Annotated in this window: 45 protein-coding genes; 44 read left to right on the top strand and 1 reads right to left on the bottom strand. The window is 62.2% G+C overall.

Annotated elements, in window-relative coordinates:
- Positions 1-43: 43 nt before the first annotated feature.
- Positions 44-229, top strand: a complete 186-nt coding sequence (locus ACOI1H_RS13580; RefSeq protein WP_422438218.1) for a helix-turn-helix domain-containing protein — start codon at positions 44-46, stop codon at positions 227-229.
- Here ACOI1H_RS13580 and ACOI1H_RS13575 read toward each other — a convergent pair whose 3' ends face one another.
- Positions 230-706, bottom strand: coding sequence for a hypothetical protein (locus ACOI1H_RS13575; protein WP_422438217.1), 477 nt, complete (start codon positions 704-706; stop codon positions 230-232). It abuts the gene before it with no gap.
- A gap of 312 nt (positions 707-1,018) precedes the next feature.
- Between ACOI1H_RS13575 and ACOI1H_RS13570 the strand changes: the two genes are divergently transcribed.
- The 43 genes from ACOI1H_RS13570 (at position 1,019) to ACOI1H_RS13360 (ending at position 24,083) form a co-directional block, all read left to right on the top strand.
- Positions 1,019-1,510 (top strand): hypothetical protein, encoded by a 492-nt coding sequence (locus tag ACOI1H_RS13570; protein ID WP_422438215.1) that lies wholly within the window; start codon positions 1,019-1,021, stop codon positions 1,508-1,510.
- A gap of 140 nt (positions 1,511-1,650) precedes the next feature.
- Entirely contained in the window at positions 1,651-2,664 is a 1,014-nt protein-coding gene (locus ACOI1H_RS13565; protein WP_422438214.1) for a hypothetical protein, read from the top strand.
- A gap of 81 nt (positions 2,665-2,745) precedes the next feature.
- Positions 2,746-3,276, top strand: coding sequence for a hypothetical protein (locus ACOI1H_RS13560; protein ID WP_422438213.1), 531 nt, complete (start codon positions 2,746-2,748; stop codon positions 3,274-3,276).
- Between the two features lie 132 nt (positions 3,277-3,408).
- A complete protein-coding gene (locus ACOI1H_RS13555) occupies positions 3,409-3,825 on the top strand; it encodes a hypothetical protein (protein WP_422438212.1) in 417 nt (138 codons plus the stop codon).
- A gap of 42 nt (positions 3,826-3,867) precedes the next feature.
- Complete coding sequence (locus ACOI1H_RS13550; RefSeq protein WP_422438210.1) at positions 3,868-4,413, top strand: ImmA/IrrE family metallo-endopeptidase; 546 nt, start codon at positions 3,868-3,870, stop codon at positions 4,411-4,413.
- A 107-nt stretch (positions 4,414-4,520) separates the two neighbouring features.
- Complete coding sequence (locus ACOI1H_RS13545) at positions 4,521-4,712, top strand: hypothetical protein (RefSeq protein ID WP_422438208.1); 192 nt, start codon at positions 4,521-4,523, stop codon at positions 4,710-4,712.
- 211 nt (positions 4,713-4,923) lie between these two features.
- Positions 4,924-5,130 carry a hypothetical protein gene (locus ACOI1H_RS13540; RefSeq protein WP_422438206.1) on the top strand — a complete coding sequence of 69 codons (207 nt, stop codon included), beginning with the start codon at positions 4,924-4,926 and terminating at the stop codon, positions 5,128-5,130.
- Positions 5,131-5,338: 208 nt separating this feature from the next.
- Positions 5,339-6,253: a hypothetical protein gene (locus ACOI1H_RS13535; protein WP_422438204.1), complete on the top strand. Its 915-nt coding sequence runs from the start codon at positions 5,339-5,341 to the stop codon at positions 6,251-6,253.
- Positions 6,254-6,422: 169 nt separating this feature from the next.
- Complete coding sequence (locus ACOI1H_RS13530; protein ID WP_422438202.1) at positions 6,423-6,788, top strand: hypothetical protein; 366 nt, start codon at positions 6,423-6,425, stop codon at positions 6,786-6,788.
- Between the two features lie 68 nt (positions 6,789-6,856).
- Positions 6,857-7,378, top strand: coding sequence for a hypothetical protein (locus tag ACOI1H_RS13525; RefSeq protein ID WP_422438201.1), 522 nt, complete (start codon positions 6,857-6,859; stop codon positions 7,376-7,378).
- Positions 7,379-7,454: 76 nt separating this feature from the next.
- Positions 7,455-8,012 (top strand): ImmA/IrrE family metallo-endopeptidase, encoded by a 558-nt coding sequence (locus ACOI1H_RS13520; RefSeq protein WP_422438200.1) that lies wholly within the window; start codon positions 7,455-7,457, stop codon positions 8,010-8,012.
- A gap of 48 nt (positions 8,013-8,060) precedes the next feature.
- Positions 8,061-8,303 (top strand): hypothetical protein, encoded by a 243-nt coding sequence (locus tag ACOI1H_RS13515; RefSeq protein WP_422438198.1) that lies wholly within the window; start codon positions 8,061-8,063, stop codon positions 8,301-8,303.
- A gap of 37 nt (positions 8,304-8,340) precedes the next feature.
- Positions 8,341-8,586 carry a hypothetical protein gene (locus tag ACOI1H_RS13510; protein WP_422438197.1) on the top strand — a complete coding sequence of 82 codons (246 nt, stop codon included), beginning with the start codon at positions 8,341-8,343 and terminating at the stop codon, positions 8,584-8,586.
- 46 nt (positions 8,587-8,632) lie between these two features.
- Complete coding sequence (locus tag ACOI1H_RS13505) at positions 8,633-8,839, top strand: hypothetical protein (RefSeq protein WP_422438196.1); 207 nt, start codon at positions 8,633-8,635, stop codon at positions 8,837-8,839.
- A complete protein-coding gene (locus ACOI1H_RS13500) occupies positions 8,832-9,164 on the top strand; it encodes a hypothetical protein (protein WP_422438195.1) in 333 nt (110 codons plus the stop codon). Before ACOI1H_RS13505 ends, ACOI1H_RS13500 begins: the two co-directional genes overlap by 8 nt.
- Positions 9,165-9,194: 30 nt before the next feature.
- Positions 9,195-9,617: a hypothetical protein gene (locus tag ACOI1H_RS13495; RefSeq protein WP_422438193.1), complete on the top strand. Its 423-nt coding sequence runs from the start codon at positions 9,195-9,197 to the stop codon at positions 9,615-9,617.
- Positions 9,618-9,627: 10 nt separating this feature from the next.
- Complete coding sequence (locus ACOI1H_RS13490) at positions 9,628-10,053, top strand: hypothetical protein (protein WP_422438191.1); 426 nt, start codon at positions 9,628-9,630, stop codon at positions 10,051-10,053.
- A 165-nt stretch (positions 10,054-10,218) separates the two neighbouring features.
- Positions 10,219-10,473 (top strand): hypothetical protein, encoded by a 255-nt coding sequence (locus ACOI1H_RS13485; RefSeq protein WP_422438189.1) that lies wholly within the window; start codon positions 10,219-10,221, stop codon positions 10,471-10,473.
- Positions 10,473-10,916 carry a hypothetical protein gene (locus tag ACOI1H_RS13480; RefSeq protein WP_422438188.1) on the top strand — a complete coding sequence of 148 codons (444 nt, stop codon included), beginning with the start codon at positions 10,473-10,475 and terminating at the stop codon, positions 10,914-10,916. Before ACOI1H_RS13485 ends, ACOI1H_RS13480 begins: the two co-directional genes overlap by 1 nt.
- A 16-nt stretch (positions 10,917-10,932) precedes the next feature.
- A complete protein-coding gene (locus tag ACOI1H_RS13475) occupies positions 10,933-11,055 on the top strand; it encodes a hypothetical protein (protein WP_422438186.1) in 123 nt (40 codons plus the stop codon).
- A gap of 118 nt (positions 11,056-11,173) precedes the next feature.
- Positions 11,174-11,371: an antitoxin VbhA family protein gene (locus ACOI1H_RS13470; RefSeq protein WP_422438184.1), complete on the top strand. Its 198-nt coding sequence runs from the start codon at positions 11,174-11,176 to the stop codon at positions 11,369-11,371.
- Positions 11,371-12,291 carry a Fic/DOC family protein gene (locus ACOI1H_RS13465; RefSeq protein ID WP_422438183.1) on the top strand — a complete coding sequence of 307 codons (921 nt, stop codon included), beginning with the start codon at positions 11,371-11,373 and terminating at the stop codon, positions 12,289-12,291. Before ACOI1H_RS13470 ends, ACOI1H_RS13465 begins: the two co-directional genes overlap by 1 nt.
- Positions 12,292-12,350: 59 nt before the next feature.
- Positions 12,351-12,755: a Lar family restriction alleviation protein gene (locus ACOI1H_RS13460; RefSeq protein WP_422438181.1), complete on the top strand. Its 405-nt coding sequence runs from the start codon at positions 12,351-12,353 to the stop codon at positions 12,753-12,755.
- Positions 12,756-12,964: 209 nt separating this feature from the next.
- Positions 12,965-13,141, top strand: a complete 177-nt coding sequence (locus tag ACOI1H_RS13455) for a hypothetical protein (protein WP_422438180.1) — start codon at positions 12,965-12,967, stop codon at positions 13,139-13,141.
- Positions 13,142-13,157: 16 nt separating this feature from the next.
- Positions 13,158-14,027: a tRNA(His) guanylyltransferase Thg1 family protein gene (locus tag ACOI1H_RS13450; RefSeq protein ID WP_422438178.1), complete on the top strand. Its 870-nt coding sequence runs from the start codon at positions 13,158-13,160 to the stop codon at positions 14,025-14,027.
- Positions 14,028-14,038: 11 nt separating this feature from the next.
- Positions 14,039-14,617: a hypothetical protein gene (locus ACOI1H_RS13445; RefSeq protein ID WP_422438176.1), complete on the top strand. Its 579-nt coding sequence runs from the start codon at positions 14,039-14,041 to the stop codon at positions 14,615-14,617.
- A 232-nt stretch (positions 14,618-14,849) separates the two neighbouring features.
- Positions 14,850-15,095 (top strand): hypothetical protein, encoded by a 246-nt coding sequence (locus tag ACOI1H_RS13440; RefSeq protein WP_422438174.1) that lies wholly within the window; start codon positions 14,850-14,852, stop codon positions 15,093-15,095.
- A 1-nt stretch (position 15,096) separates the two neighbouring features.
- Positions 15,097-15,381 carry a hypothetical protein gene (locus ACOI1H_RS13435; RefSeq protein WP_422438172.1) on the top strand — a complete coding sequence of 95 codons (285 nt, stop codon included), beginning with the start codon at positions 15,097-15,099 and terminating at the stop codon, positions 15,379-15,381.
- 238 nt (positions 15,382-15,619) lie between these two features.
- Positions 15,620-16,495: a hypothetical protein gene (locus tag ACOI1H_RS13430; RefSeq protein WP_422438171.1), complete on the top strand. Its 876-nt coding sequence runs from the start codon at positions 15,620-15,622 to the stop codon at positions 16,493-16,495.
- A complete protein-coding gene (locus tag ACOI1H_RS13425; protein ID WP_422438169.1) occupies positions 16,492-16,692 on the top strand; it encodes a hypothetical protein in 201 nt (66 codons plus the stop codon). Before ACOI1H_RS13430 ends, ACOI1H_RS13425 begins: the two co-directional genes overlap by 4 nt.
- A gap of 141 nt (positions 16,693-16,833) precedes the next feature.
- Positions 16,834-17,004 (top strand): hypothetical protein, encoded by a 171-nt coding sequence (locus ACOI1H_RS13420; protein ID WP_422438168.1) that lies wholly within the window; start codon positions 16,834-16,836, stop codon positions 17,002-17,004.
- Positions 17,005-17,128: 124 nt separating this feature from the next.
- A complete protein-coding gene (locus ACOI1H_RS13415; protein WP_422438167.1) occupies positions 17,129-17,533 on the top strand; it encodes a hypothetical protein in 405 nt (134 codons plus the stop codon).
- A gap of 350 nt (positions 17,534-17,883) precedes the next feature.
- On the top strand, positions 17,884-18,774 hold the full coding sequence (locus ACOI1H_RS13410; RefSeq protein ID WP_422438165.1) for a hypothetical protein: 891 nt from the start codon (positions 17,884-17,886) through the stop codon (positions 18,772-18,774).
- A gap of 130 nt (positions 18,775-18,904) precedes the next feature.
- On the top strand, positions 18,905-19,195 hold the full coding sequence (locus tag ACOI1H_RS13405) for a hypothetical protein (RefSeq protein ID WP_422438164.1): 291 nt from the start codon (positions 18,905-18,907) through the stop codon (positions 19,193-19,195).
- A gap of 282 nt (positions 19,196-19,477) precedes the next feature.
- Positions 19,478-20,260, top strand: coding sequence for a hypothetical protein (locus ACOI1H_RS13400; protein WP_422438162.1), 783 nt, complete (start codon positions 19,478-19,480; stop codon positions 20,258-20,260).
- Between the two features lie 102 nt (positions 20,261-20,362).
- A complete protein-coding gene (locus tag ACOI1H_RS13395; protein ID WP_422438161.1) occupies positions 20,363-21,166 on the top strand; it encodes a hypothetical protein in 804 nt (267 codons plus the stop codon).
- A gap of 56 nt (positions 21,167-21,222) precedes the next feature.
- Positions 21,223-21,423, top strand: a complete 201-nt coding sequence (locus tag ACOI1H_RS13390; protein ID WP_422438159.1) for a hypothetical protein — start codon at positions 21,223-21,225, stop codon at positions 21,421-21,423.
- Positions 21,420-21,704 (top strand): hypothetical protein, encoded by a 285-nt coding sequence (locus ACOI1H_RS13385; RefSeq protein ID WP_422438157.1) that lies wholly within the window; start codon positions 21,420-21,422, stop codon positions 21,702-21,704. Before ACOI1H_RS13390 ends, ACOI1H_RS13385 begins: the two co-directional genes overlap by 4 nt.
- Before the next feature lies 1 nt (position 21,705).
- On the top strand, positions 21,706-22,137 hold the full coding sequence (locus ACOI1H_RS13380; RefSeq protein WP_422438155.1) for a Lar family restriction alleviation protein: 432 nt from the start codon (positions 21,706-21,708) through the stop codon (positions 22,135-22,137).
- Positions 22,134-22,388 (top strand): hypothetical protein, encoded by a 255-nt coding sequence (locus tag ACOI1H_RS13375; RefSeq protein ID WP_422438154.1) that lies wholly within the window; start codon positions 22,134-22,136, stop codon positions 22,386-22,388. The genes ACOI1H_RS13380 and ACOI1H_RS13375 overlap by 4 nt, the downstream gene beginning before the upstream one ends.
- 36 nt (positions 22,389-22,424) lie before the next feature.
- Positions 22,425-22,763, top strand: coding sequence for a hypothetical protein (locus tag ACOI1H_RS13370; protein WP_422438152.1), 339 nt, complete (start codon positions 22,425-22,427; stop codon positions 22,761-22,763).
- 352 nt (positions 22,764-23,115) lie between these two features.
- Positions 23,116-23,778 carry a hypothetical protein gene (locus ACOI1H_RS13365; protein ID WP_422438151.1) on the top strand — a complete coding sequence of 221 codons (663 nt, stop codon included), beginning with the start codon at positions 23,116-23,118 and terminating at the stop codon, positions 23,776-23,778.
- A complete protein-coding gene (locus ACOI1H_RS13360) occupies positions 23,775-24,083 on the top strand; it encodes a hypothetical protein (RefSeq protein ID WP_422438150.1) in 309 nt (102 codons plus the stop codon). The genes ACOI1H_RS13365 and ACOI1H_RS13360 overlap by 4 nt, the downstream gene beginning before the upstream one ends.
- Positions 24,084-24,191 lie beyond the last annotated feature (108 nt).

The raw sequence follows: 24,191 nt of genomic DNA, 5'->3' as shown, positions 1-24,191 counted from the left end.
ATGCTGAACGTCTTGGGGGGCAGTCGCTCAGTTCGAACGCGAGATGATGCTTGAACGTCAGCGTGACGGTATTGCCAAGGCTAAGGCCCAAGGGAATTACAAGGGACGCAAGCCCGCAGCACAGGCCAAGAAGGGTGAGGTGGTCGCTATGCTGGCCGAGGGGAGGCCCAAGAGGGACGTTGCGAGGGCCTTTGGGATATCGGAAAGGTCGGTGGATCGGGTGGCGTAGTTAGTCTGCGTCCTCTGCATCTAAAGCCTTCCGAGGGCTAAATAGCGGAGGCTCAATCCTAGGAGAGCAGGCACTACCTTTAGTCCGAGTGCCTGTGAACTCTTTTCGTGACTTTGAGGCCGTTACAAGGTTTTGCGAGATTGCTGGAAATTCTTTCTTTATAAGTCCAAGCCCTGCCTGCGGCACAACGCTTTCCGCCGTCTGTTGCTGAATTGCTCGTGATGCAACTTCAAGAGCGATTTTGAGGATCACGGGCCACAATACGAAGCCCAAAATAACTGAACTTTGCAACCCAATAAAGAAGGGAGGCAATTCGAAGAAGCGCTGAACCGGATCAATAGACGCGATTAAATCACCGGGATACGTCCACATCCACATAAAGCCGCCAGATAAGTCGCTTACGGTTAATCCGTTTTCGCAATTAAACCCGGCGTATTTTGGCCAAGCAAAGCGAGACCGCCCTGCGAGGATGTTCATAGCCTCCCCACACAACCTCCAATCTAGTATAGCCATCGATCCCTCCTCACAGTCGGTAAACCTTTAAAGTAGAGGAAAAGTCTTAACCTGAGGAGACTCTGGATGCCGTTGTGCAAAGACTGCATAGAAAAGTTTCGATCCGGTGACATACAGCAAAGCTCGTGCCGAAGATGCCGGACGTCTTAGGTCCACATCGAGGTCCACATCGAGGTCCACAAGGGCCAACGTTATGATGCGCAAGCATTTGATTTTATTGGACAGATGCGCGAAACTTGTCCCGTGGGCCGGGACATGCCGGACGGCAGCATAGACATGGCTCTGATGTTCCATGACATGCTGCCGCATCCGGGGTTCGATATCTTCGAGGACATGGTGCGGTCCTGGCCGAGCCATGTCCGGTTCGGCGATGTGTTGTGCGTGCACGCGGGCGTTCTGCCCAAACATCCGCACGCCTTTACACTCGATCTCGATCAGAAGTCCCACAACTACGACGACCGGGCCGATCAGGATGTGTCGAAACGGCACTGGGCGTGGATCAGGGACAAGTTCCTCGCGTGGCAGTCCGGCTGGCCTGCCAGCGGCGAAAAGGACGACACGCACGGCTGTCTCGTCCTGCACGGGCACAGCGTGCCCGAGAAGGCGACCAGTTCGCGGCTGGTCGATGCCGACGCTGTCGTCGCCGCGTTTGCGCGGATGGAGACGAATGGCCGGGTCTGCCTCGACGGCGGTGCCGCGTGGGACGTGGGCGTGGCCGCAGCTGTCGTGAACGATGACGTGATGCGGATACTGTTCCAGCCTACCTAATCGCATCACGCTGGCCGGGCCTCCTCGCTGAGGTCCGGCCATTTTTCATGGGGTATGTGAGAGACCTGACCGGTTACCAGCCGTCCTTCGTCGGACCCACTCTCATGGGTGAGAGTGTTCCGCACGAAAAGGCCCAAACCATGCACCGCAAATTTCCGTCGATCGAACAATTCCCGAAGATCTACGCGCGCGAGACCTATTCCACCCAGCGCCGGGCGATCGCTTATCGCCCCAAGATCAAACTGCACGGCACAAACATGGCCGTGCGCATCCATCCCTCCGGTCACGTCGCCCTCCAATGCAAGACCTTCGACCTGACGGTCGAGCAGGACTACGAAGGCTTCGCCGGCTTCATGCAGCCCTTTGCTGACGCCTGGGCGCACGCCGCCAGCCACGACGTCGTCACCTTCTACGGCGAGTGGGCTGGCCCCGGCATCGCCAAGGGTTGCGCCATCCAGCGCACAGGCAAGAGACGGTTCTACATCTTCGCCGCGGGCATCGGCGAGACGATCGGCGAAGGCACGCTGCGCCCCGGCTTCATGGTCGTCGACCCGGAGATGATCCGGCTCATGATCCCCAAAGGTGTCCTGGGTGACGACATCCGTGTGCTCGACTGGGAAGGGCCCGAGATCACGCTCGACTTCGCTGACGAAGTGGCCCTGAAGGTCGCTCTCGACGACATCAACGCGCGCGTCGATGCGGTCGCGATCTGCGACCCGTTCGTCGCACGCACATTCGGTGTAAAATATCCCGGTGAAGGCTATGTCTACGTGCCCACGGCTTCGGTCTTCGGCCATGTGCCGCTCGAGGAATATTCCCGCCTCACCTTCAAGGCCAAGACAGCACAGCACCGCGTGCAGAAGATGGCCAAGGCAGCGCCCCTCCACCAACCTCTGCCAGCCACTGCCGCAGCTTTCGTCGTCGATTTCTGCACGCAGCCTCGCTTGGAGCAAGCCCTTCAGGAGGTCTGTGGCGGCATCGCCGATAAGCGCAAGATCGGCGCTCTGATCCAGTGGATGAACGCCGACATCGCCAAAGAAGCCGCCGATGAGATCACGGCCCTCGCCTCGGCCGGTGTGCCATTCGATCGTCTCAAGGGACTGATCGCCACGGCATCGCGGGAATGGTTTTCCACGCAGGTGGATATTGCCTGACGCAAGCTTTACCGGCGGACCCATATTCTTTGCTCAACAGTCCGGAACGCCGGGCGCTCACAATACAAGGACGATCCCATCATGAGCGTTGCTCACGCCCTCGAAGCCACCTGTGACGACAGCCGCGAGGCCTGCATGGCGAAAGCGCTGTCCCTCGGCTTCACCAAGGTGAACCTGTGGAACCTCGACAGCACCATCGCCCGCACGGCGCAGACCATCCTCAAGGCCGCCAACCGCAAACCCGGTCTTACCGGCTTGATCGCAGCACAGGATCTGCCGGCCGTCATGCGCGTGGTGCGCGCTACGGACTTCGGCTTCGATGAACTCTCCCGCGAGCTGTCCGTGGCCGTTCTGGCCCTGCCGCAGGTCGCGCGCGCCTGCGGCACCGACGAGCTCGTTCGTCTTGGCAAGCTGGTCCAGATCTTCGCGGACTTCACCCGATCCACCCCGCAAGGCATCGACAAGGTCTCCTGGCGGGCTGGCCTGGCACTCTGCGGTGCTGCGATCGAAGAAGAAGCGCGCCTGATGGCGCTCGATCCGGATCACGACGCGGCCGTCATGCGCGAAGCGCTCTCCTTCCTCATCGCGAATATGTCAGACCTCTGGGACTGATTTGCGTCGAAGAGGGAGGCCAAGTGCCAGTCGCCCGTGTCTTCTTTGGTGAGGACGCGGACAACTGGCCTTTGAAATATACCTGAAGGTTGGTCCAGGCTGCGCTCAAAATCCTGTAAGGAAAGTATCGTCATGACGAAATCATTCTCCTACACCGATCGCATCGCCGCCCGTCACAAGGCCCGTCGCCTTGCAGCAAAGCCAGTGGAGGCTGAAACGCCAGTCGCAGCAGATGCGCCGACCGAAACTGTCGCCACGCTGGATCTCGGCTTCGTGCATCCGATGCGCTACCCCAAGCACGCTGACCCGGCCAAGGGCCAGGTCTTCGACGGCGTCTGCAATACGACGCGCTGCGACAACACAGGTTCGCAGTATTTCAACCGCGGCACCTACGGCCTCTACTGCATCCGTTGCGCGCGCGGCCAGAACGACATGGACCCCGTTCCGGTTTCCGTTCGCGTGGAACGGAAACCATCTGCTGAGCAGATGGATGTCATGCGCCGCGAGATGACGGACGCGATGTCCGAACATCGCCGGCTCACGGCCTGAGCCATCGCAGACCGGACCTGCCACGCTGACAGAGGAAAAAACATGTCGCGCATTCACATCCCGTTCGTCACGCCGCAGCCCTTGGGTGCATCGCGCGACGAGATCGTCTTGATCGCAAAGGGTGCGATCAGCGCCCTGGGCCTTGAAGGACTCCACCTCGAACTCGGCATCGCCGATCTCGAAGGCAAGATCGTCATGGCGCAGATGCCACTGATCTCGCTCGAGGTCTTTGGCCCCGGCGAATTCGTCATCTACCACGGTCAGATGACGAACTGGATGTTCAATCGCTTCACGATCGCCACAGCGCTGGGCCATTACATCCTGCACTACCCCCGCGTGGCCGACCTGTCGCCTGTCACCGGCATGCAGGTCATCTCCAACCAGGATCACCCCGAGGCGACGCCGAAGCAGGCCGTCATCGAAGCCATGTGGTTCGCGACCGAACTCCTGATGTCCGAAGTGCCGTTCCGCGCCGCATTCGCCAAAGGCGGCATCGCAGGTGTCTGTCAGGATCTGCTGGTGACCCGCTCCATCGCCGAAACCCGCGCCCGCAGCCTGGGCCTGGCCGAGGCAGTGGCTGCGGCCTGACCGCAAAACATCGCAACCCGGCTAGCGCAATGCACTACCGGGTTGTATATGCAATGCAGCACCAGACCGTTCCGGTCACTGCTGCCCGATCATCGCAGGAGTTCCTCATGACCGACAAGACGACTGACGTCGACGCAATCACACAGAACCTGATTGCGTGCCTGGCGGACGCAGATCTGAGCACGACGCCGCCCGCAGCCGACATCGTAAGCGATGAGAGTGATCTCTTCGCCGATGTTATGGCAGACGCCGATGCCGCCGCGGCAGAATCAGACGCCTTCCTTTCGTCCGGCAACTGACATGTCCTTCCTTGCAAAGCTTGCTGCGCGCCTGCGCAGGGATGAACCCTGCCCGCTCGGAACATATCACCGGGCCGTCTTCGCCCACCTGCGTGAAACCCTGGTCGCAAATCTCCACCAGGATATTTTCTACGCGAAGTTTCCGGATCTGCCCCCTCCGACCGCTTAGCTTGATCAGGACTACCGCCCGTTCTCAGTCAGGGTCAGGTTCATGCGCAGCCCGAACGACCACCGCGTCTCGCTGATCGTGCGACGCGATGGAAACTTCATCGGCAGTGCCACGTTCGGAATGCGCTCGCACTTCCTGTCGTATGCGTTGCCGGACGACGACGCCTCCAGACGCAGCCTCGCACAGCTCGTCGACGCCCTGATCACGATCGATGCCATGGACGCCCTGTCACGCCACCAGGCTGCCTGACACCACCCACCACCGCACGACCATGAACGCCGGCCCCTCATCGGGGACCGGCGTTTTTTCATGGCGCAGATCCGGGCCCGGAGCAGAGCCCGGGCCGATCCTGGTCAATGGGTGCGGGTTGAGCCGTTCTCTCATGCATCTGTCGCGCAGGCTCTGACGCGGGCCCCATTTCCGCATCAGATCCATTTCGCGGCCGGGGAGCCCAGACATGACCGACAGCACGCAACCAGATGCAAAAGCGAAGCGGCCAAAGGCCCGGGCCGAACAGGTCGTCCTCGACCACGACCTGCCGCCCTACACCCCCAAGGTCGGTGATATCGTCATCGCCTTCCATCTTTTCAAAGAACCCGCTGAGATGCAGGAGGACCTGAAGCGCGCCCGCGAAAGCGGCCAGGACCCGGCCACCTTCATCGCACAGAGCCGCGAGCCTGTTGCCAAGTTCCGACCCATGCTGGTCATGGCGGCCCGTGACGGGCGCGCCCTTCTCGTGCCGATTTCCAGCTCACCGGAACCGCGCGGGCGGCACATGGCGATGTCGGAACCAGCCGAGCTCGCCGCCGCCGGTCTCGCCGATCACAAGTCATCCTACGTCAAGGTGCTCGAAGCCGCTCAATACGACTTCCCGCACCCCCTCGTTCTTCCCGTGACGGGTGCCGACGGCCAGCCCACGTGGCAGGCTGGCGAGGCATCGAAGCTGATGCGCGGCCAGGTTGCACTCGAGATGCGACGCCAGAAGGAGGCGGGCAGGCTCGCCACCTTCAAAGACCGCTCCGCAGCCCATGTGCCTGCTGCGATCGTCACCGAGATGGCGCGTGCAACGGACGAGGCGCGCGCGAAACGCGCACCGGTGCGCAAGGCCGCTACAGCGGTCAATGACCCGACGCGCGATGCAGCAGTCCCATACGGCGAACTCGACCGCCGCAAAGCCGCACTCATGGCCCACATGCGGGCCGAGCGGGTGCGGGAGGCGACGGAAGCCTTGGCCCGCCGAAACGGCGAACATCCCGATCAGGTCGCCGTCGCCCATGCAAATGCGACCGATGTCGCTTTACGCCGTGGCACCCACCCCGACCAGCAAGTGGTCGTGTCGGAGAAAGCCGCAGACCGTGGCGCATCGAAGTAAGGCCGCGCCTGTCGATGGAGATGGATGGACCGGTAGCCTGACGGCATCCGGTCCTTTTTCCGTGTCATGTCCGGGTTTGAAAAAAAAGACAACAGACGCTGGCGGGACGCGTCCCGGCCTCATGCGTGAGACCGGGGCCGCGGCCCACCAACCCAAGAGGAGATTTCCGATGTTCGATATCGCTCAAGATCTCGCAGCAGCCATCGTGACCGCCGTTCCGGCGATGAGCGTGGCGACGGAAGACTTCAATCTGTCGACCCGACCGAGCGTGGCCGACGGCCCCGCCCTCGTCATTGCCTGCAACGACGCGCACCTCGTGCGCATCGCCGTGCACATCGACGAATGCGACGAGCTGAATACGCTCATCGGCCACGTCTACCGTGCCGCCCGCGCTGCCGCGTCCGACATGCACTCCGATCTTGCCTTTCTGCGGGCCGAGCCGATCCTCGACGATTCTGATTTTCGCATCGGCGAACGCATGTTCTTCCAAGCGAAGCTGCGCAGCGACGCCTTGCACCAGTCCAAGGCGGCCTGAGCGGTGCACTGAAAGACAGACAGGCAAGAACACAAAGGGCCGCGGCCCATAAGATCAGGAGATCCCCGATGTCCCTCGACATGAAACAGATCGCAGCCGTCGCGCGCGACGCCGATGTCAGCGTTGGTCAGATGTGCTGCCCTGCGGTGGTCCGCGATGGCACGGAATTCGAAGCGGGCTTCATGAGTCGCTTTCTCGACGCCGTCCGCGGCGAGACGCCCCTCGCGCCAGGCATCGGCTCGCTCAGCGACATTCAGGACCACGTCCTGGCGATGGATGAGCCCGTCTGGCTCTGCATGCATCACAGCGCCTTTCACGGCTGGATCGTCGAGATGACGGCCTACCCGCGCAAGCATTACGGCTTCGCCGCACCAGACGTCTGGTCCGGCGAACTTGACACATCGCGCGCTCCGCAGCGTCGCCTTGTCTACATCGAGACGACCGACGACCTCACCTACCTCATGCGAGCGTTCCGCATCTCGGTGGACAGCGACGCGATGCGCGCCGAGGCCGCGCGCCTACCCGCCGGCTCGTTCGACACGCCGTTCGAGTTCGACCGCACGGTCACGGCCTGCGCTGCATCTGCCTGAATCAGGACTGAAGTATCCCCGTGAAGAGATCCATCTTCATCGGGTGAAGACAGATCCCGTCACGAGGAAGAGACATATGCCAACCCGTATCTATGTGCCCTACCAGCTCCCGACCGAGACCGGCCTCAGCCGGCACGCGATCGAGGCCCTCGCCCAGTCAGCCATAGCAGACACCGGGATCGCCTTCGACCCCAGCGAGGACAGCAAGGGTATGATGCGCGCGTTGGGCGGCACCCTTGAGTCTTGCTTCGAGGGTGATCTGGATCTCGACGTGCGCGCCCACGGCGACTTCAAGGTCCACTACAGCTTCGTCGATCCAGCCTTCGAAAACCTCGGGATCGCACGCCAGCTGGGCCATTACCTGCTGCACTACCCCGGCGTGATGAAATCCCATCCGGGTCACGGCATGCAGGTCGTCCGCGGCTTCAAACACGCAGCCTTCGCACCCAGCGACACCTGCCAGCGCGAAGCCGAATGGTTCGCCAACGCGATCGTCATGCCCGAAGACCAGTTCCGCAAGGCCTGGGACCTGGGCGGATACGCGCAGTGTCACCAGACCTTCTGGCGCAACCACGGCATCCAGATCGTGCGCCGGGCGAAGATGCTCGGCCTGGCTGTCCAAGCGGCTGCCTGACGCGCGCCACTTGAGCCAACCCATCCTCATTTGAAAGGGAAAATACCCATGTTCATCTCTCCCGCTGCCAAGATCTCGATCCGCCAGATGTCCGGCCTCATCGGCGTGGTTGCATCCCTCAGTGCCATCGCCGCCATCGGCTTGACCGCAGCCTCGTTGTTTTTCATGCAAATGCCGGTGCTCGACCGCTTCCTCGCGTTCGGTGGTCTCGCGGTGCTGGCTTGGGCCAGTAATGGCCTACTCCAAACCAGCCAGATGGCCTATCACGGCCGGCGCTATTCGCGCACCTGACGCCATCCATCATTTCAATCCAGCCCCGGAGGACCGCATGACAGACCAGAAACCAAAGCGCCCCGCAAAGGAGCGCTTCGGCATCGACAACTTCAAGAGAGCTGTCGCAAACCTGCGCGCGCTGGGCGCCACAGTGCCGGCGTCGCGCTTCGATGAAGCCCTGCGCCAGCGACGGCGGCTGATGAAGGCACTGCGCAAGCTCGCACCCGATCATCCGGTGCTGGCCGAGCTCGACGCCCTCGACGGGCGCAAGCCCGGTCCCGCGGCACACGATCAAGACTGACCCCCTGGCGGCGCCCAATCTGCGCTTCACCGAAAGGAAGACCCCGATGAACCGTGTTCTGATGATGGGCGGCATGATGGCAGCCCTCTCCATGGCAGGTGCTGCCCACGCGATCGCCGCAGACGTGTCGGACGACTACGTCAAACAGCGCAGCCAGGAGCGCACCATGCGCCCCTTGCGCGACGAGCGTCCCGCGCACCGCGAAAAGAGCGACGGCCTGCGCCGCCTGCTTGGCAACAAGGGCCGTGCCTGAATTGGGCACCCAGATGGGCCCCTGCGCCAAGGCACAGATCAAGTGCACGCTCGTGACCGTCAATGGGGATCACGTCGTGGGCGAGAACTGGTGTCTCAATCCCCAGCCGGTTTGCCCGCGGGCGCCAGGTGAGGATTACACCAAGTGCCAGACAATCTGCCGCCAGCTCGGCCACGCCGAGGAGATGGCGGTCCGGATCGCAGGGGCCCATGCCCGCGGCGCACGCGCCTTTCTCGAAGGGCACACCTACGCTTGCATGAACTGCCAGCACAGCCTGTTCGACGCGGGCGTCGCCAGCCTGTCACGCGGCGCACCGACCGCCTGATCCAATGCGATCTTTTCAAGGAGCGAACCGATGAAACAAGCTGACCTTCAGATCTGGAACGATGCCGTGGCCGCTTGTCGTGCCGCCGCTTGGACAGAGGTCGAAGCCATGGAGACCCTGGCCCGCGACGGCATGCCCAACCCTGCCCGCTCGGTCGTGCGGGCGGTTGGCACCCTGCGCAAAGCAGGCGACGCCCGCGACTTTGTCAGCACGCTGACAGCCGCCGACTTTCCGACCATCACACAGCCCGAACCGGAGCACACGATGACAGACGAGGTCGCACCAGAATTGGCAGCCGTTCCGCCGTCGCCGCGCGAGGTGGAACTGCTGGCCACGATCGCTGATCTGCGTCAGAAATACGACGCGCTGGTTTGCGTCGTGAACGGCTACCAGAACATGCCGGGTTTTTCCGTGCATCCGATGGTCGCAGCGCAAATCGAATGCCGGAAATAAGGAATCCCGCATGATCCCGAGAAATGAAATGTCGGACGCCGCATCGACTGCGGCCGTCTACTACCGCCGGGCCGAGGCCCATATGACCGCCACGGTCCCCGTCGACGGGACCGTCAAGCTCTGGATGTCCCAGGACCCGGATCTTGCCGCATCGGTGCAGAGCGCATGGATGAGCGTCACGACGCAGATCAACGCGCATTTCTCGCAGGCGGTCCCGACCACGAAACGCAGCCGCGCGCGAGGCGACGGGCCCCTCGTTTTTGAGTTTCACCACACCGTCGAGGTCGCGCGCGAGTGCTACCTGCTCGAGCTGCACGACCAGATCCAGGCCGGGAGTGCCGTCACGCCGCGGGACGCCGCCGATTACACCCTACGCCGCATCGGCATCACAGGCGATCCCGAAGCCTTCTTCCTGCAAACCGAGCAGGCCGCCTGAGGCCAGAAAAACAACTCTCTGAAATCTGTCAACGCGGTCCGCCACCCTCATGGGTGAGGGCGGCGCACAGCGTATCCGGGACACGTGATCATAAGATCTGACGTGCAGGATGAACGTGTCGCTGCTCGGACCCATATTCCTCACAGCACACCAGGAGAGACAGCCATGACAACCGTTCAGGACATCATCGCCCGCGCCCAAGGCCTCGCCTACATCTCCAAATGCTTTGCCGATGCAGGCTACCCTCCGATCCGCCCCGAGACTGTCGGGATTGCCTGGGAGCTGCACTCCCAGCGCCTCGGCTGCGACTGGATCTGCCCCGAGGATCACCCCGCCGAACGCGTCATTCAGATCCTCTTCGGCGACGAGGTCTGGCAGGCCGCTGCCATCGCCGCCCTGCGCCTGTCGCACATCAAGTGATGGCACAGCGCAAGAACACCCTCGCTCTCGCTGCCATCATCATGGCCTGCGCCGTCACCGGCACGGCCGTGGCCGAGCCGGTGCAATCCCCCTCGCCTGACGACCTTGTCGGGCGCGCGGGTTGCGTCGCCTGGCGCCGCGATGACCTCGACATCCAGTTCCGCGAGCTCGCCCAGCGCAATCCTGGTGGCTGGAGCATAAGCCACCAGTTTCTCAAAGAGGACGCACAGGCGCTCGATGCGTTCGAGGCACGTCACATACGGCCTTGGATCGAGACCGGCTTCCAGCAGGTCCTGGTCGAAGCCTACTGGCCAGACGGACTCTCCGCCGACCCTCAGGCACTCCAGCGCTGTGCCCCCTATCTGGATCGCGCCTTCCTGACAGCGCCGGCGATCCTTGGTGTCTCAGATATGACGCCTAGTCTCACCGAAGAACCTCTTTGACCGTCTGGAAAATCTCATGATCCGCACCCTCATCTGCCGCACCCTTGGTCACGACTGGGATGGCGCCGAATACCGTCACTGGTGGGCGACGCTTTACCGCTGCAAATGCTGCGGTGCGACACGGTCGCCAGAAGACTGAAGGACGCAAGGGGCGTTTTTGTCGTGAAGCCTGGCGTCCGATATCATATGGTGAAATCGACGCCATTCTCCCCTCAAAACAGATGGCAAGGCCCCAAATCCACATCAGGAGACCTGATATGACTGACGCCATGACCCCAGCAGAAGATGCTGACCGCACCCGCCGCGAAACCGCCTGGGCGCGCGCCAACGCCAGCGTGCTGATGGAAGGCGGCTTCATCGACGATGAGACCCGTGCGATGCAACTGCGTCACATTGCGGGCGAGATCAGCATCGCCGATTACAACGCCTGGGCCGCGACGCGGTCTTACGCATAATGGGTAATCTCGAACGCTTCGTGCAGGATGACGGGCGCACCATGCGCAATCTGCTCGGGATCACGCGCAATCCCGATGCGTTCGAGAACGCCCTTTCCACCATCTCCGCCGGTCGTATCGCCCAGCTCGAACTCGAGCCGGACCTGGTGGTACCCACCTTTGATCGCAAACACCTCTGCGCGCTGCACAGGCACATCATGCAGGATGTCTTCGAATGGGCCGGTCACATGCGCGATGAGACCGTCACCATCGAAGGCGAGACCATCGGTCCCGTCAAGTCGATGGCCAAGATGGGCGGGCAGCAGTTCGACAACGAGAAAATGCTCAAGTCCGGCTTTGCCGTCCTCGACAGAATCGTCGACGTCGAAGCCGCCCGGAAGATGGACAGCGCTGGCTTTGCCGATCACGCTGCCCAGATCTTCACGCACCTGAACTGGATGCATCCCTTCCGGGAGGGTAATGGCCGGGTCCAGCGCGCCTTCATCAGTCAATACGCCGAACACACCGGTCACCCGCTGGATTTCCAGTATGTGACGCAAGGCCGGATCTACGAGGTTTCCGAGCATTCGACCCGTGGCCATCACGGCCATATGCGTCGCCTGTTCCAGGAAATCTCCGATCCCGAGGCCGTCGCCCGCATGCGCGGCCCCTACAAGGCCTTCTGTGGCGTCGACGGCTTCCAGCAGACCTATTTCGCCCACGCCCATCCGGGCCAAGTCGTGCAGGGCACGATGCGCGGCAAGGGCCCCAACGAATTCGTCGTTCAGGATGAGGACACCAAGCAGATCACGATCGCGGCCATCGCGGATCTGCCCAAGAACGCGGCCCCCGGGGCACCTGTGGTCTTCACACCCAGAACACCACTGGGCGCGACCCGGATCGCACCCGATAGATCCAGTGGTTATGAGCTTGGGTTCTGACCGTACCGACGCAATGTCCCAAACATCGCTCAGCGTCACCATCCGACAAGGACCCCGTCATGACCACGCTTATCCCTTGCCCGTTTTGCGGCGATGAAGACGCCACGCTCAAATCCGGCCCCTGCATCTTCACGCGCCCGAAACCGGCCACGTTCATGGCCCAGGTTCACTGCGCGCACTGTGGTGCTGCGGGCACGCGGTTCTGCGGTGAGGACAATCTAGCGAACGCCAACAAGAAGGCCATCGCCGCATGGAATGCCGCCGATCGCACCGTGGCGACCATCCTCGCCCGCGTGACGAGCATCGCGCGCGATGTCTTCAGCGTCTCGCTCGCCGGCTGGATCATTTGCCTGATCATTTCGGACGCGGACCTCGGGGCCACGTTTCGGTCCCTGATCATCGGCAGCTTCATCGCCGGCGTGCCGCTGATGACCTACGAACATTACCGCAACCGCAAAGCCTGAGGCCTGTTCGCCGCCCCGTGAAAGACCAGAGCCGGCACCCGCAAGGGTGGCCGGCTCTTTTCATGGGGGCGGCGCCCCAATTTTTCCCTGTCAGGTGGGGGTTGATTGAAGGGCAGGGTCGGTGTGCAGGTTTCCGGGTGTCCGGCTGTCGACCCACTTCATGGGTGAAGAGGTCGACAGTCGGCCTTGCGAGATTTGGAGCGACCCCCATGAGCCATGCCGTGAGCCGTGAGCAGCAGCTGATCGATTTTTGCAGCTCGGATTTCCCCTACGTGTGCACCGGCGCCAAGACCACGGCCGCCAACGGCGCCGTGTCCTGCGCATGCGGGAATACCACGATCCCTACGGAGCCCGCCGTATCCACCGACACCCCTGCCGCCGTCTGAAGGAGACCCTATGTCCATGTTCGATCCCCTCGGCGACCTGATCAAGACGCTGGAGCGCGAGACCGCAGGTCAGCCCATCCCTGCAAACCATGCGATCTACGCCCGCATCGACGGCCGCGGCTTCTCGCGTTTCACCCGTGACATGCAGCGGCCCTTCGATCCGCGCATGACCCGCGCGATGCAAGCCACGTCAGCGCACCTGCTGCACCACACCCACGCCACCGCAGCCTACGTCCAGTCGGACGAGATCTCGCTGCTGTTCGCGCCGGCCATCACGGATGATGGCACTGCGTCCCAGCATTTCTTCGGCGGCAAGATCCTGAAGATGACCTCCGTTCTAGCAGCCCTCGCCACGGCCGCCTTTACCCGCGCGCTGCTCGAGGACCAAGATGGCCTTGCCGCCTGGACCGACCGCATGCCGCACTTCGACGCGCGTGTCGTCGATATGCCGCGCGTCGAGGATGCCATCGCCGCTTTCGCATGGCGGGGCCAGGACGCACGCCGCAACGGTATCCGCCAACTGGGATCGGCGCATTTCTCGCACCACCAGATGGACGGCAAGAGCAACCGCGAGGTCATCGCGATGCTGGCCAGCATCGGCATCACTCTCGAGGGCCAGCCCGACGCGTCGATGAACGGCACGCTGATGAGCTACATCACCGTCGCGCGCCCACTCACCGATCTCGAGCTCCATCGCATCCCCGCGGACGCGCGGCCAGCGCCAGGCACACTCTTCAGCCGGAGAGCTATTGTCGCCTGCGACACGCACCATCCCGGCCTGATGCATAACCTGGCCGATGTTCTGCTCGACGGTGCCGCCCCCGATACCCGGCCCGCGCCTGAATATTCCGACAAGCCCGAGGCCATGTCGATCTACCCCGCTTGAAAGGACTGCCCATGACCATCACCTCCCTCGACATGCTCGCAGCCGAACTGCGTCCGCATCACAACGAGATGTGCCTGCTCTACGATGATCAGGTCGTCCGCCTCCTCGGTGTCGGCCGGGACGACGACGATCTCTACTACATCGTCCAGCAGCGTGACCGGCACTCCCGGACATGGTCGGACGCGGATGTGACCTGGTGCTCCGCCGTCGGCCGCATCACGCCACTGAAACCGCTTGTGGGTGACGCGCAGCACGCGCGGATGGAGAGCCTGTTCACCCTCAACAAGCTGCCGCCGAACGACAGCTTCCTCGTCGAGGACAGATCGTTCTGGGACGAAAAGATCTCGACGCAGGCACGTTATGTGTCCAAGTGCGGCCGTCTCATCCTGTCGTTCGACGCGGAAAACCCCGATGCACGCTTCGCGCTGCACCGGCGCTACCTGGATGCGCCAGGTACACCGGACGCGTTCATCCTGCGCGGCGAATACGTGGCACTCGAGAGGGTCGCGATCGGCATCATGACCGAGATGCGGGACTGGTCGAAAGAACAAGCGCTCGCGGCCAGACAGGCAGACAGACAGACAGCCTGAAAAAAAGACAACGATCGGCCGGCACCCAGACATGGGTGTCGGCCATTTTTCTTGCGGGATAATCCCGCATCCTCGCTGTCTCAGATCCGGCATCCGGCGTTCACCAGTCACACACCGCCCGAGAACAGCACTATATCTGTGTGACACAGGATAAAGATCGCCGCAGATTGCCGCCCCTTCATGGGTGAAGGGGACGACATCCCCGTGAGCTGACACAGAAAGGTCCAGACCGATGAAAACCCTTGCAGCACTTCTGAAGAACCCGCTGACGATGGCGAAGTTTCTCAATACCGGCGACCTGACCAAGAAGGCCCTGAAAGAGCGGGCCCTGGCAGCCGACGCTCTCGCCAAGATCGAGGCCGCCTTGGCTGACGTCGAAGCCGATATCTCCCTCATGGGCGATGAGATCGACGCCAACGCCGCGATGACCAGCCTGATGGCCGCCATCAAATCCGCAACACTGATCAAGGCCGCCTGATATGGAAAACATCCACCCCGAAGATACGCCCGTGCAGACCGCCCCGGCCAAGCCCGGTGTTCTTGTCCGTATCGGCGCGACGATCGCCGCGCTGGCAATCCTGATGGTCTTACACATGTGCATCACCATGCTGGTCATGCGTCTTGGCCTCACATCCCCTGACGGCGACTGGTTCGCCGGCGTGCTGCTCTTCATTGTGCTGAACATGACGATCATTCTCGTGATCGTACCGCACCATCCGAAGAACTGGTTCGTGCGCCTGATCAAGACGAGCTACTGGTCCTGACGCTGCACCCCGAGGTAAACCCCGCCGCGAATTGCCGCAGCGCTGCGGGACATCTTTCATTCTATTGGAAGGCATCTTCCCCTAACCGCGTCCAGGCAATATCCCGATCAGACGGACTTTGCCCTCACCCTGGAGATTGACCTTGTCGCATTTCTTGGGCCCATGCCTGTGTGCCGTCGCCCTGTGCCTGACAGGTTTGTCCGCAACAGCGCAGGACGCGCCTCGCACAAGCCTTCCAGTGGTCGACGCCATTGCCAGCGGCTTTCCCGACGCAAAAGCGATCGATGTCCTCGACGTGGCCATTGGCATGACCTTCGATGAGACAATGGCTCTCATCGCACCGGACCGGCCCGATATCGAAGACATGCCCGCTGCCAAAGAGGGTATAACCTTCACGGGACGCTTTCCGACCCGGACCGGATACGAATACGCCATCACGTCGTTCGAGCCGGGCGGCGAGACGTTCGACGGGTTTTTCACGACCTTCGCAGGTGCGCCAGGCGTCCTGCGTATAGTCGAGCGCACCGACTACACCCTGGCAGGTATCGACGTGCTTCCGACGTTCGGCACCGAAGAGCTGATGTTCGGTTTTGGCTCAGCCGCCACCGGAAACCGCGTGCAGATCATCTACCGCAGCATCGAGTTCGACACGCCCGTCGACAAGGTGAAGCTGCTGGCGCGCCTCGAGGCAAAATACGAAACACCCTCGGCCGTGACGCCCGGCTTCCCCGGCACCACGATCCTGACCATCGCCTATATCGGTGGATCTCGCATCGTGAAATTCCCCTACGACGCCTATGCGCCGGATTGCATCGAGAATGCCAATACGCGCGAACGCGTCCGGATGAACGACGATGCACTCTACGGTCGCAACACCCCGGAAATCTACTACTCCCCAGACCCCGACCGAAAACGGTCATCCTTCTGTTCCGGGGCGATCAACATCTACCTCACATCTCGCAACGTGCGCGAGACGGAGGTCAGCTCCATGGTGATCGTCATCGTCGACCAGGATGCGATCTACCAGGATCAAAAGGCCATCGACGACGTCTTCAATGCCGCCCACGCTGAGTTCCTGAACGCGCCTGTCACCTCTGAGGAGTCGAAGTTATGATCGCGAAAAATACACGCGCCGCCACAGCCGCAAACGGCTGGGTCGCCGCGGACGGAGGCCTGATCCTTGACCAGTATACCGCCGCTAGGGTCATGGCCGAGATCGCGGCACCCGCCGTCTTCGTCGCCGGGACTGCTGCGGACCTCGCAGCCGACATCGGCTGCGATGGGCCGGAAGATCACGATCCGTCCGCCTGAACGGCGACATGATCCGCGCAGACTGCCAACATATACGGCCCCTGACTTGGACTTGCGTCAGGGGCGCGATACATCGACAAGGGATAAAGACATGGGCAGCAAATTCGCCAAGAGCAGATCCAGTGCACCGTGCGCGCAGCCGTGACCGACATCGGTCCCGTGAAGCTCTTCCAGTTCTATCCCAATGACCACAAGGACAGCCGCGAGCTGACCGAGCGCCAGGCCGAAGTCGATTTCCCGCGCGCCCAGTTTCGCTGGCCCGTGGTTGCCGCAGCCAACCTCCGCACCCCGAAGAACGTGATCCCCTTCTGATCCATGCAGTGTGCCTGTCGCCCTCGTGCCGACCGGCATTTGACGCATGCGTCGACTCGACCCACCTTATGCCTGACAAGACCGGCCGACGCGCGCCGCACCCCTTTTGCCGGAGATCTCCGCTATGACGCAGAACACCCCTACCCGCACGGTTCTCTCGGCCGCGGATTTCGATACCTTCGCTGAGGCTCTGGCGAACCCGGCCGCACCGACGCCGGCAGCCATCGCCGCAGCCCAGCGCTTCTCCGACAAGGTCGTCGATGGCACGTTCACCGTCGCAGGTGACGACGAGGAGACCGCTGCGTGGGCCCGCGACGCGTTTACAGCCTTGCAGGCCGAAATCGCCGCCGCAGGGCCGATCAAGCAGGAGTTCCTGACGCCCGAAGAAATCGTCGAAGCGCGCGCTACGCTTGTTGCGGGCAACGCAGCCGCCATGGCGGCCTTGCTGGCCGTCGGATCACGCGGTCTGCATCCGCGCGTCGCCGCCCTGCGCGCAGGCACGGCGCCCAAGGACGACGACCAAGCGTAATCGCACTTCAGATCCAGGTCATGACGCAGGCCGACCCGCGGGGTCGTGCCTGCTTTTTTTTCACAAGCGGGGCGTGCTGCGCCATCTTGCTGAGAGGCTGTCACTCCGCTACATTCGCCCCCGTGATGAGGGCCGAATGCACCGGGTGACCGGGATTGCGCGGCAAAACCTCCGACACGGATTTTCCGGGCCCATTGGACCTCCGTGCTCTGCCGATCCGACCCGCCTCGCGGGTCAAGGTCAGCACTCTCACCCATCGACAATGCATCCTCCTTCACAGGTGCAGGTCGCGGGGGACAAGGGCCACATCCCGATCCGCATTTATCCTGCGCCGGAAAAAAGGAAGACGCATGTCTCGCACCTCCAAGACTCCGCTCATCGTCACCGATATCGACCATTTGTCGCTGATCGCCGACGCGTTCATTGCCGCCGCGGGAAATCCGCAGCTCAGCAAGAACACCGTTCTGAACATCTTTGCAGGCTCCCTGCTCGGCAAAGGTCGTAACTGGGGTTCGCTCAAAGCCACCACGTCGCCTGTCTTCACCCGCGGCCTGTCGCTGGATGACCTTGTGCCTGCGAAAGAGTCTTCTTCGCAGGAAATGCCCACCTGGCCTTGGCGCCTGGTGAAGTCAGGCCTCGTAATGTCGCTCGACGCCCACTCGACCCAAGTCCTCCTCAAGCCGGCCGAACTCCCGATCTTCTACGAGACATTCTTCAGCGCTCAGCCGCAGCCTGTCTTCAACGGAATCTACGGGGTCTTCTCCGCGATCGAAGACGAGAGCGGACCTAGCATCCAGTTGGATCACGATCGTCCCGATGGAACAGCCGTGCAGGCGAGATTTCCCACTCAACGCTTTTTCGATTTCATCTTCTTGCGTAAGTCGGAAATCCTCGAGACGATCGTCGATAGGGATATCGGCGACAGGCTGCACAGCGCCTTCATCTCGGTCTGCGAGGGCATGGTTGACCAGGATGGGCTCTTCGTCGATCTCGCAGGTGAGAATGAGGCCTACGCCAGGATCATCGAGGCGGAAACACAGCCCGAGCGTGACGTGCGTCTCGACCAGGCCGCCAAGGATGCTGTCTGGCTCTATCTCGCCACCCTCGCGCATGACGCGAGGCTTCGTGAAGCCTTCACCAATGGAGAGGTCAACACCCTGATCGACGACATCCTCGATCATCAGTGGACGTTGATCTCCGATGCGCTGCGCCAAGGCCTCGATGCCTGGACCAACATCTGACCGACAGACCTCCGACACAATCGTGCTGACCCCATCTCCTGGCAAGACACGCCACGGGGGTCAGCACACCTGCGTAAGCGCCAGCATAAACGCCTTTCGTCACCCAAGTTCCCCAGAGAGGATGCTCCATATGACGACCATCGCCCCCGTGACCCCAGGCAAGACGCCCGTCATGCGCAAGTCCCTCCTGATCGCAGCATTCGGCAGCCTCATGGTCGTCATGACCATCGGCTGGGCGCTGATGATCGTTACGAGCTTCATCGTCTATGCGCTCTGTGGGGCCGTCATCGCCACCGCGCTCGTCTGCCGCGCCTTCGTGGACGCACTTCTCGAGTGGCTCGCGCCCGACAGGAACGTTCTGCGCGCATATGGGCGGACACCCACGCGCCTGGAGTGTCAGGGCCACGCAAAGCAGGGCTGACCGATCAGTCCGCACGACACATCCCGCAATGAGATGACGCCGGCCACCCTGACGGGTGCGCCGGCTTTCTTTTTCCGGGGACCTTTCCATCGATGAGTTGCACAGCGACGCCTTCGCAACTCCGGATCTCCTGTTGGTTTCCGAAATACCTCAACCCATCCCACGTCCTGTCTGCGTTTCTGTCTGTCTTTCTTTTTTTTCGAGGGGAGGGGCAGCCGCGCCGATCGGGCTTGGGTCCGGTCCATATGTGAACCGGCCCCGCGCCCGACCAAGGAGCACGACATGTCCAAATCTTTCTCTCCGGATGCCCAGTCCACTTTCCTGTCCGCCGAAGACTTCGCGAATTTCCGTGCCGCGATCGATGCCGATCCTGCACCCACGCAGGCCCTGGTGGACACCATGGGCCGCTACCGTGCAAAGATCGCATCCGGCGAGCTTCAGGTAGCCGCCGCCGATGCTGACGATCTTGCCTGGTTCAAGACTGCTTTCGAGGGCGTCTGCGAGACCCGCGACGCCGCCGGCAACGCATCCCTTGCTGCCGAGAACCGCGCGCTGCGCCTGCTGCACCGCGATTACGACGCGCTGTCCAAGGACCAGCGCTCGGCGCACCACAACACGCTGCTGCATGTCATTGACGCACTGGCCACATCCGGCTTCACCGTCACCTACCCGGTCACGGACGTCGCAGCCCAAGAAGGGCCCGACAGCGACTACGACGCCGATCTCGAACTTGCCCGTCATCTGATTTTCGACAACGAAAACCCCACATTCTGGGCCCTCGAGATTTTCGCCCGGCAAGGCAACGACTTCGAAAAAGCCCTCTCCACCGTCCTGGCACCGATCCTGCGCGACGAGCTCAATGCCGAGCGCGTGCTGGCCGCGGCCTCGCCTGGCGCTCTGCGTCGCCTGGATTCCAGCGCGCTGCGCAACACGATGGCGCGCTTGCGCAAGGTCGCCACCGAATACCCCGAAGGGGTCTTCTACGCCCTGCTGGCGAGCCCGGACAGCATGTCCACAGCTCAGCAGGACTTCGCGCGCGCAAACACGGCTCACGCCGCGGGCTGATCCGGAGGCTCACCCTCTTTTTGCCGGACACCCCTTACGGGTGCCGGCTCTTTCCCCATCAGGTGCTGGTTTTGCTGCACCGCTCGCTTCAGGAGACGCCCCATGTCCACCGTTACCCAGACTTCCGCCCCGACCACGCTGCGCGCGCTGATCGCCGGTGAGGATTTTACCGACTACAGCGTTGAGAACGCCTCCTGGCGCCTCGATGCCGATGCGATCGAGAGTATACTCTACGATCGCACGGTCGGAGACTGGTCGCTGGGCGATCGTCACACGGAGGCGTTCTACAAGGCCGAAACAATGACCTCGGTCGCGCTCAACTCCTGGCTCTGCACCGACCAGCAGGTCGGTCTTTACCTGCTGTGCCTGAATGGCACGCCATTCGCTCTGAGCTGGCAGATCGGCCGCAAGTGCGATCGCAATGTCGCTTTCCTGAACTACGAGACAATGATCTTCTTCCGCACAGCATGGGAAGAACACCGCCCTGATCAGACCGAGCGGCAGGTCCTCGTCAACGACGCCGTGCTCGACATGCCCCTCGCTGCGCCAGGGCACAAGCCGTTCGAACTGGACGAACAATCCAACGTGGAAGACGTGCGCCTGAGCATTTTCGGAATCGACGACTGGATGAAATCCCTCGCGCCCGCAGGCGGGCTAGGCACTTTCTATGACCAGGATGTCCTCGCCAGTCTCACTCGGATTGCCGAGTTTGGTATCTCGCGGACCGAGATGCGCATTGCCGAAATCGATACCCGCGCCGTGACCGGGTCACTACAAAATCAGGCGGACTTCACAAGCTACCGCGCCGACCTTGTCAATGAGAAGATGGCGTGGGAGCAGGAAATCCTGACCCCGCTCCGGATGCGCCTGGACGTCCTGCGAGGACTGCCCGACCCAACAGAGTGAGGCCGGGCAGGCATCGCCGTCTGGGCAAATGAAAGACAGACAGAGAGGAACAATCAATGCGTGATCCAATCTACGCGAACCGCAAGCCCGCTGCCGCTGGCGAGCCGCTGACTGTCCGTCGTGAGGGTCGTGGCTTCTGGCATGCCCGCGATGCTGCGGGCGCCCTGATCGCTGTCGACCAGTATCAGAACGACCTTATGCCGCGCCTCACCCGCGACGGCTTCTCCCCCACCAAGATCGAAGGGTCTGCCCAATGAACGCTGTCGCTCAAGCAAACGCTCCCATCGATCTGATGTCTCCCGAAATCGAGGCGATCCTTGATGAGGCGCTGGAAAAGGCCGTCGCCCTGAACCTCGAAGGATCGCACTTCGTGCTTCTGTCGGAAAATTCATGGCAGACTGTCCTGACAGCCTCGCTGAGCCGGAATGATGATGTCTCCCACAAGCGCATCACGCGCGAGGGCAAGCCGGACGTCATTGCCATAAGCAAGAAAACATTCGACAATCTTGCCGAGATCGTCGACTTCTGGAGGACCTGACATGGCGCATGATCTGAACCCCTGCGGGTTTTGTCGCAGCGAAGCGGTCCATCTGCATCACGCGATGTCGGACGACAGGTCAGAAGGCCTCTTCATGGCCCAGGTCCGCTGCTCGGTCTGCGGAGCCAGCGGTGGTCGTATCTACGGCGATGATGTCGACATCGAACGTGACGCCGTCCTCATCTGGAACCAGATTTGCCAGCGCCCCAACACCCCGATCGAGATCATCGGCCGCCTGAACGTGAACATCTTCAGCCTCCTGATGATGACCTACATCGCCGCGATCACCTTCGATGCACCTGCGCTCTCCCGCGCCGCGGGCTACGCCATGGCCGGCAGCTTCCTCGCAGGCGTCGTCATGGCTGGCATCATCAGCTGGCGGCACTGGCGCACCACAAGCGATTCCAACTCCCTGACACGGAGCTCGACATGACACATCCTAAGCCCACGCCGACGACAACGGTCCTGCCTTGGCTGCTGCGTCTGCTCTGCACGCATCAGTGGGGCACAGCCCACACCGGCCACCTGTCGGCCGCCGATCCGGCCTACCAGCGATGGGGCGAGTGCTCCGTCTGCGATGCCACCCGCCCGGCTCCACAGCATTTCACGCCTGTAACCAACACTCGGTCGTCCGCAGAGGTTTTGCGCGCGAAGTATGCCGCCCAATCTCCCCTTCATATGTGAGGGGAGCCCGGCCGGGCTCTCCGGACGCATCCGGAGATGGAGAAAAAGATGACCCTTTCGGCTCTGAAGACCCCCGCTTTCGCAGCTGCGCCTGCGCAATCGCCGGAAAAGACCGCCCTGCGCGCCGCGATCACAGATCCCGCGCACAGCCCGTATGAGCCGCTGCCGCAGCTCTTTGGCCGCTCGCCGGTGCAGTTCGCCCTGTTCGGCGCCCGCGGCGAAGATCTCGGCGATGGCCCGTTCGTCTTTGAGCGAGCCGATGGCCTCAACGACCTTGCGGTGCTGATGCCACGTCTGGCTGAGGAGCCTGCGGCCCCTGAACACCGTCGGGAGCGCCTTGCGGCGCAGGCCTTCTGGTCTTCAGTCGCGCAATGACCTGAGGGTACGCTGCTTCTCCGGGGATGCCGTTCAGGCGATACCCCGGAGATGAGATCCCTCTCACACACGCAAGGATCAGATCCATCTCTCTTTCGGACCCTCGATCCATATCCGCTGCATTCGGTGGTGAGACAATCTCTTACCTCTTCTTCGCGCCCTTCATCGACAGATCGCGCCGGCGCAACCCGTGGGGCTGCGCCGGCTTTTTCTTTTGGTCTCCAAAAGACGCAGATCCTTCGGAGTGCGCAGGCGCACACGACCACGCGAGAGACGGGGTGAGACACCCTCGCCCCTGGATGTCCTCAAGATGAGACATCCACGCGCGATGATGGCATAAAGGAAGAACGACATGCAGAGCACCAAGAACACATCACTGGGCATGAGCCTGATCCTCGTCGATGCGCTGGGCCCGGACGAGGCCCGCTATCTTGCCGACGATTTCTTCGCACCCCTTGCAGTGCAGTTGCGCGACGCCCGCGGCGATCTGCCAGTCGAAGCACACATGCCGAGCCTGCTGGCCGTCACCATGATGGACATCATGGAGGCCTACGCCAGTCGCTCCCACATCGGCGTCGAGACCGCGATGTGCTTCACGACAGCTTTCGCCTTCTGCGCCACAAATGCGCGCGCCATGCCCGCCTTCGCCGGAGAGCGCATGGCGGCCATCGAAATCCTGAAGCGATCCTGCGCTACGCCACAGGGCAGCTTTCGCTACCGCGGCATCCGCCTCGAGGATGATCTTTTTACGGTGTTCAGCGCGACGCTGCTCTGCGCTGCACGTGCCATCGTGACAGCACCCGACGGCGTCAGTGCGGCGGCCCCTGAAAACACGGCCCTCGCCGATCGCCAGAAGTCGCTGCGCGTCGTAATGTCGATCCATGCGTGCCTTTGCGGAGTTGGCATGTTGCGTGGACTGTCCGAGAAATCCCTCGACAAACTTCAACTGCTTCTCGACATCGTCGAGCCGCAGCTGCCGAAGCTCGAGCACCTTCAGCTAGCGATGGCTGAATGAGCCCCCGCCGCGAAAGCCGGCACGACATGGCGCCCGAGATCGACCCCAAGAAAGAACGGCGGGCGCGTGATCAGGACATCAATCTGATCCTCCAGAACTACGCATCGCCCCGGACCAAGGGTGCGCAACTGGCACCTCACCGTCATCGGCGCATCCTCTTCCTGCTGGCAGCCTTCGCCCTCCAGATCCCGATCATGATCGGGATGATGATAGCTGACATCTCTCCAAGCTGGGCCATTGTCGTGCTCGCCCTGCCAATCGCGGCCCTTCTTGTGACCGGGATCAACCGGTCCAGAAATCCGTGAGCGTGCTGGATCGTCTCCGGACTATGGTGATGCGGTTGCACGTCCGCGGATTTCACCACGGCCAGATGGACTGCACGCTTGCCCTGATGCAGGGCGAGACGCGCATCG

Origin of the sequence: Loktanella sp. DJP18 (assembly GCF_049310965.1) — a bacterium.
GTDB lineage: Bacteria > Pseudomonadota > Alphaproteobacteria > Rhodobacterales > Rhodobacteraceae > Loktanella.
The sequence above is the reverse complement of the archived record's forward strand: the minus strand, read 5'-3'. Positions and strand labels throughout refer to the sequence as shown.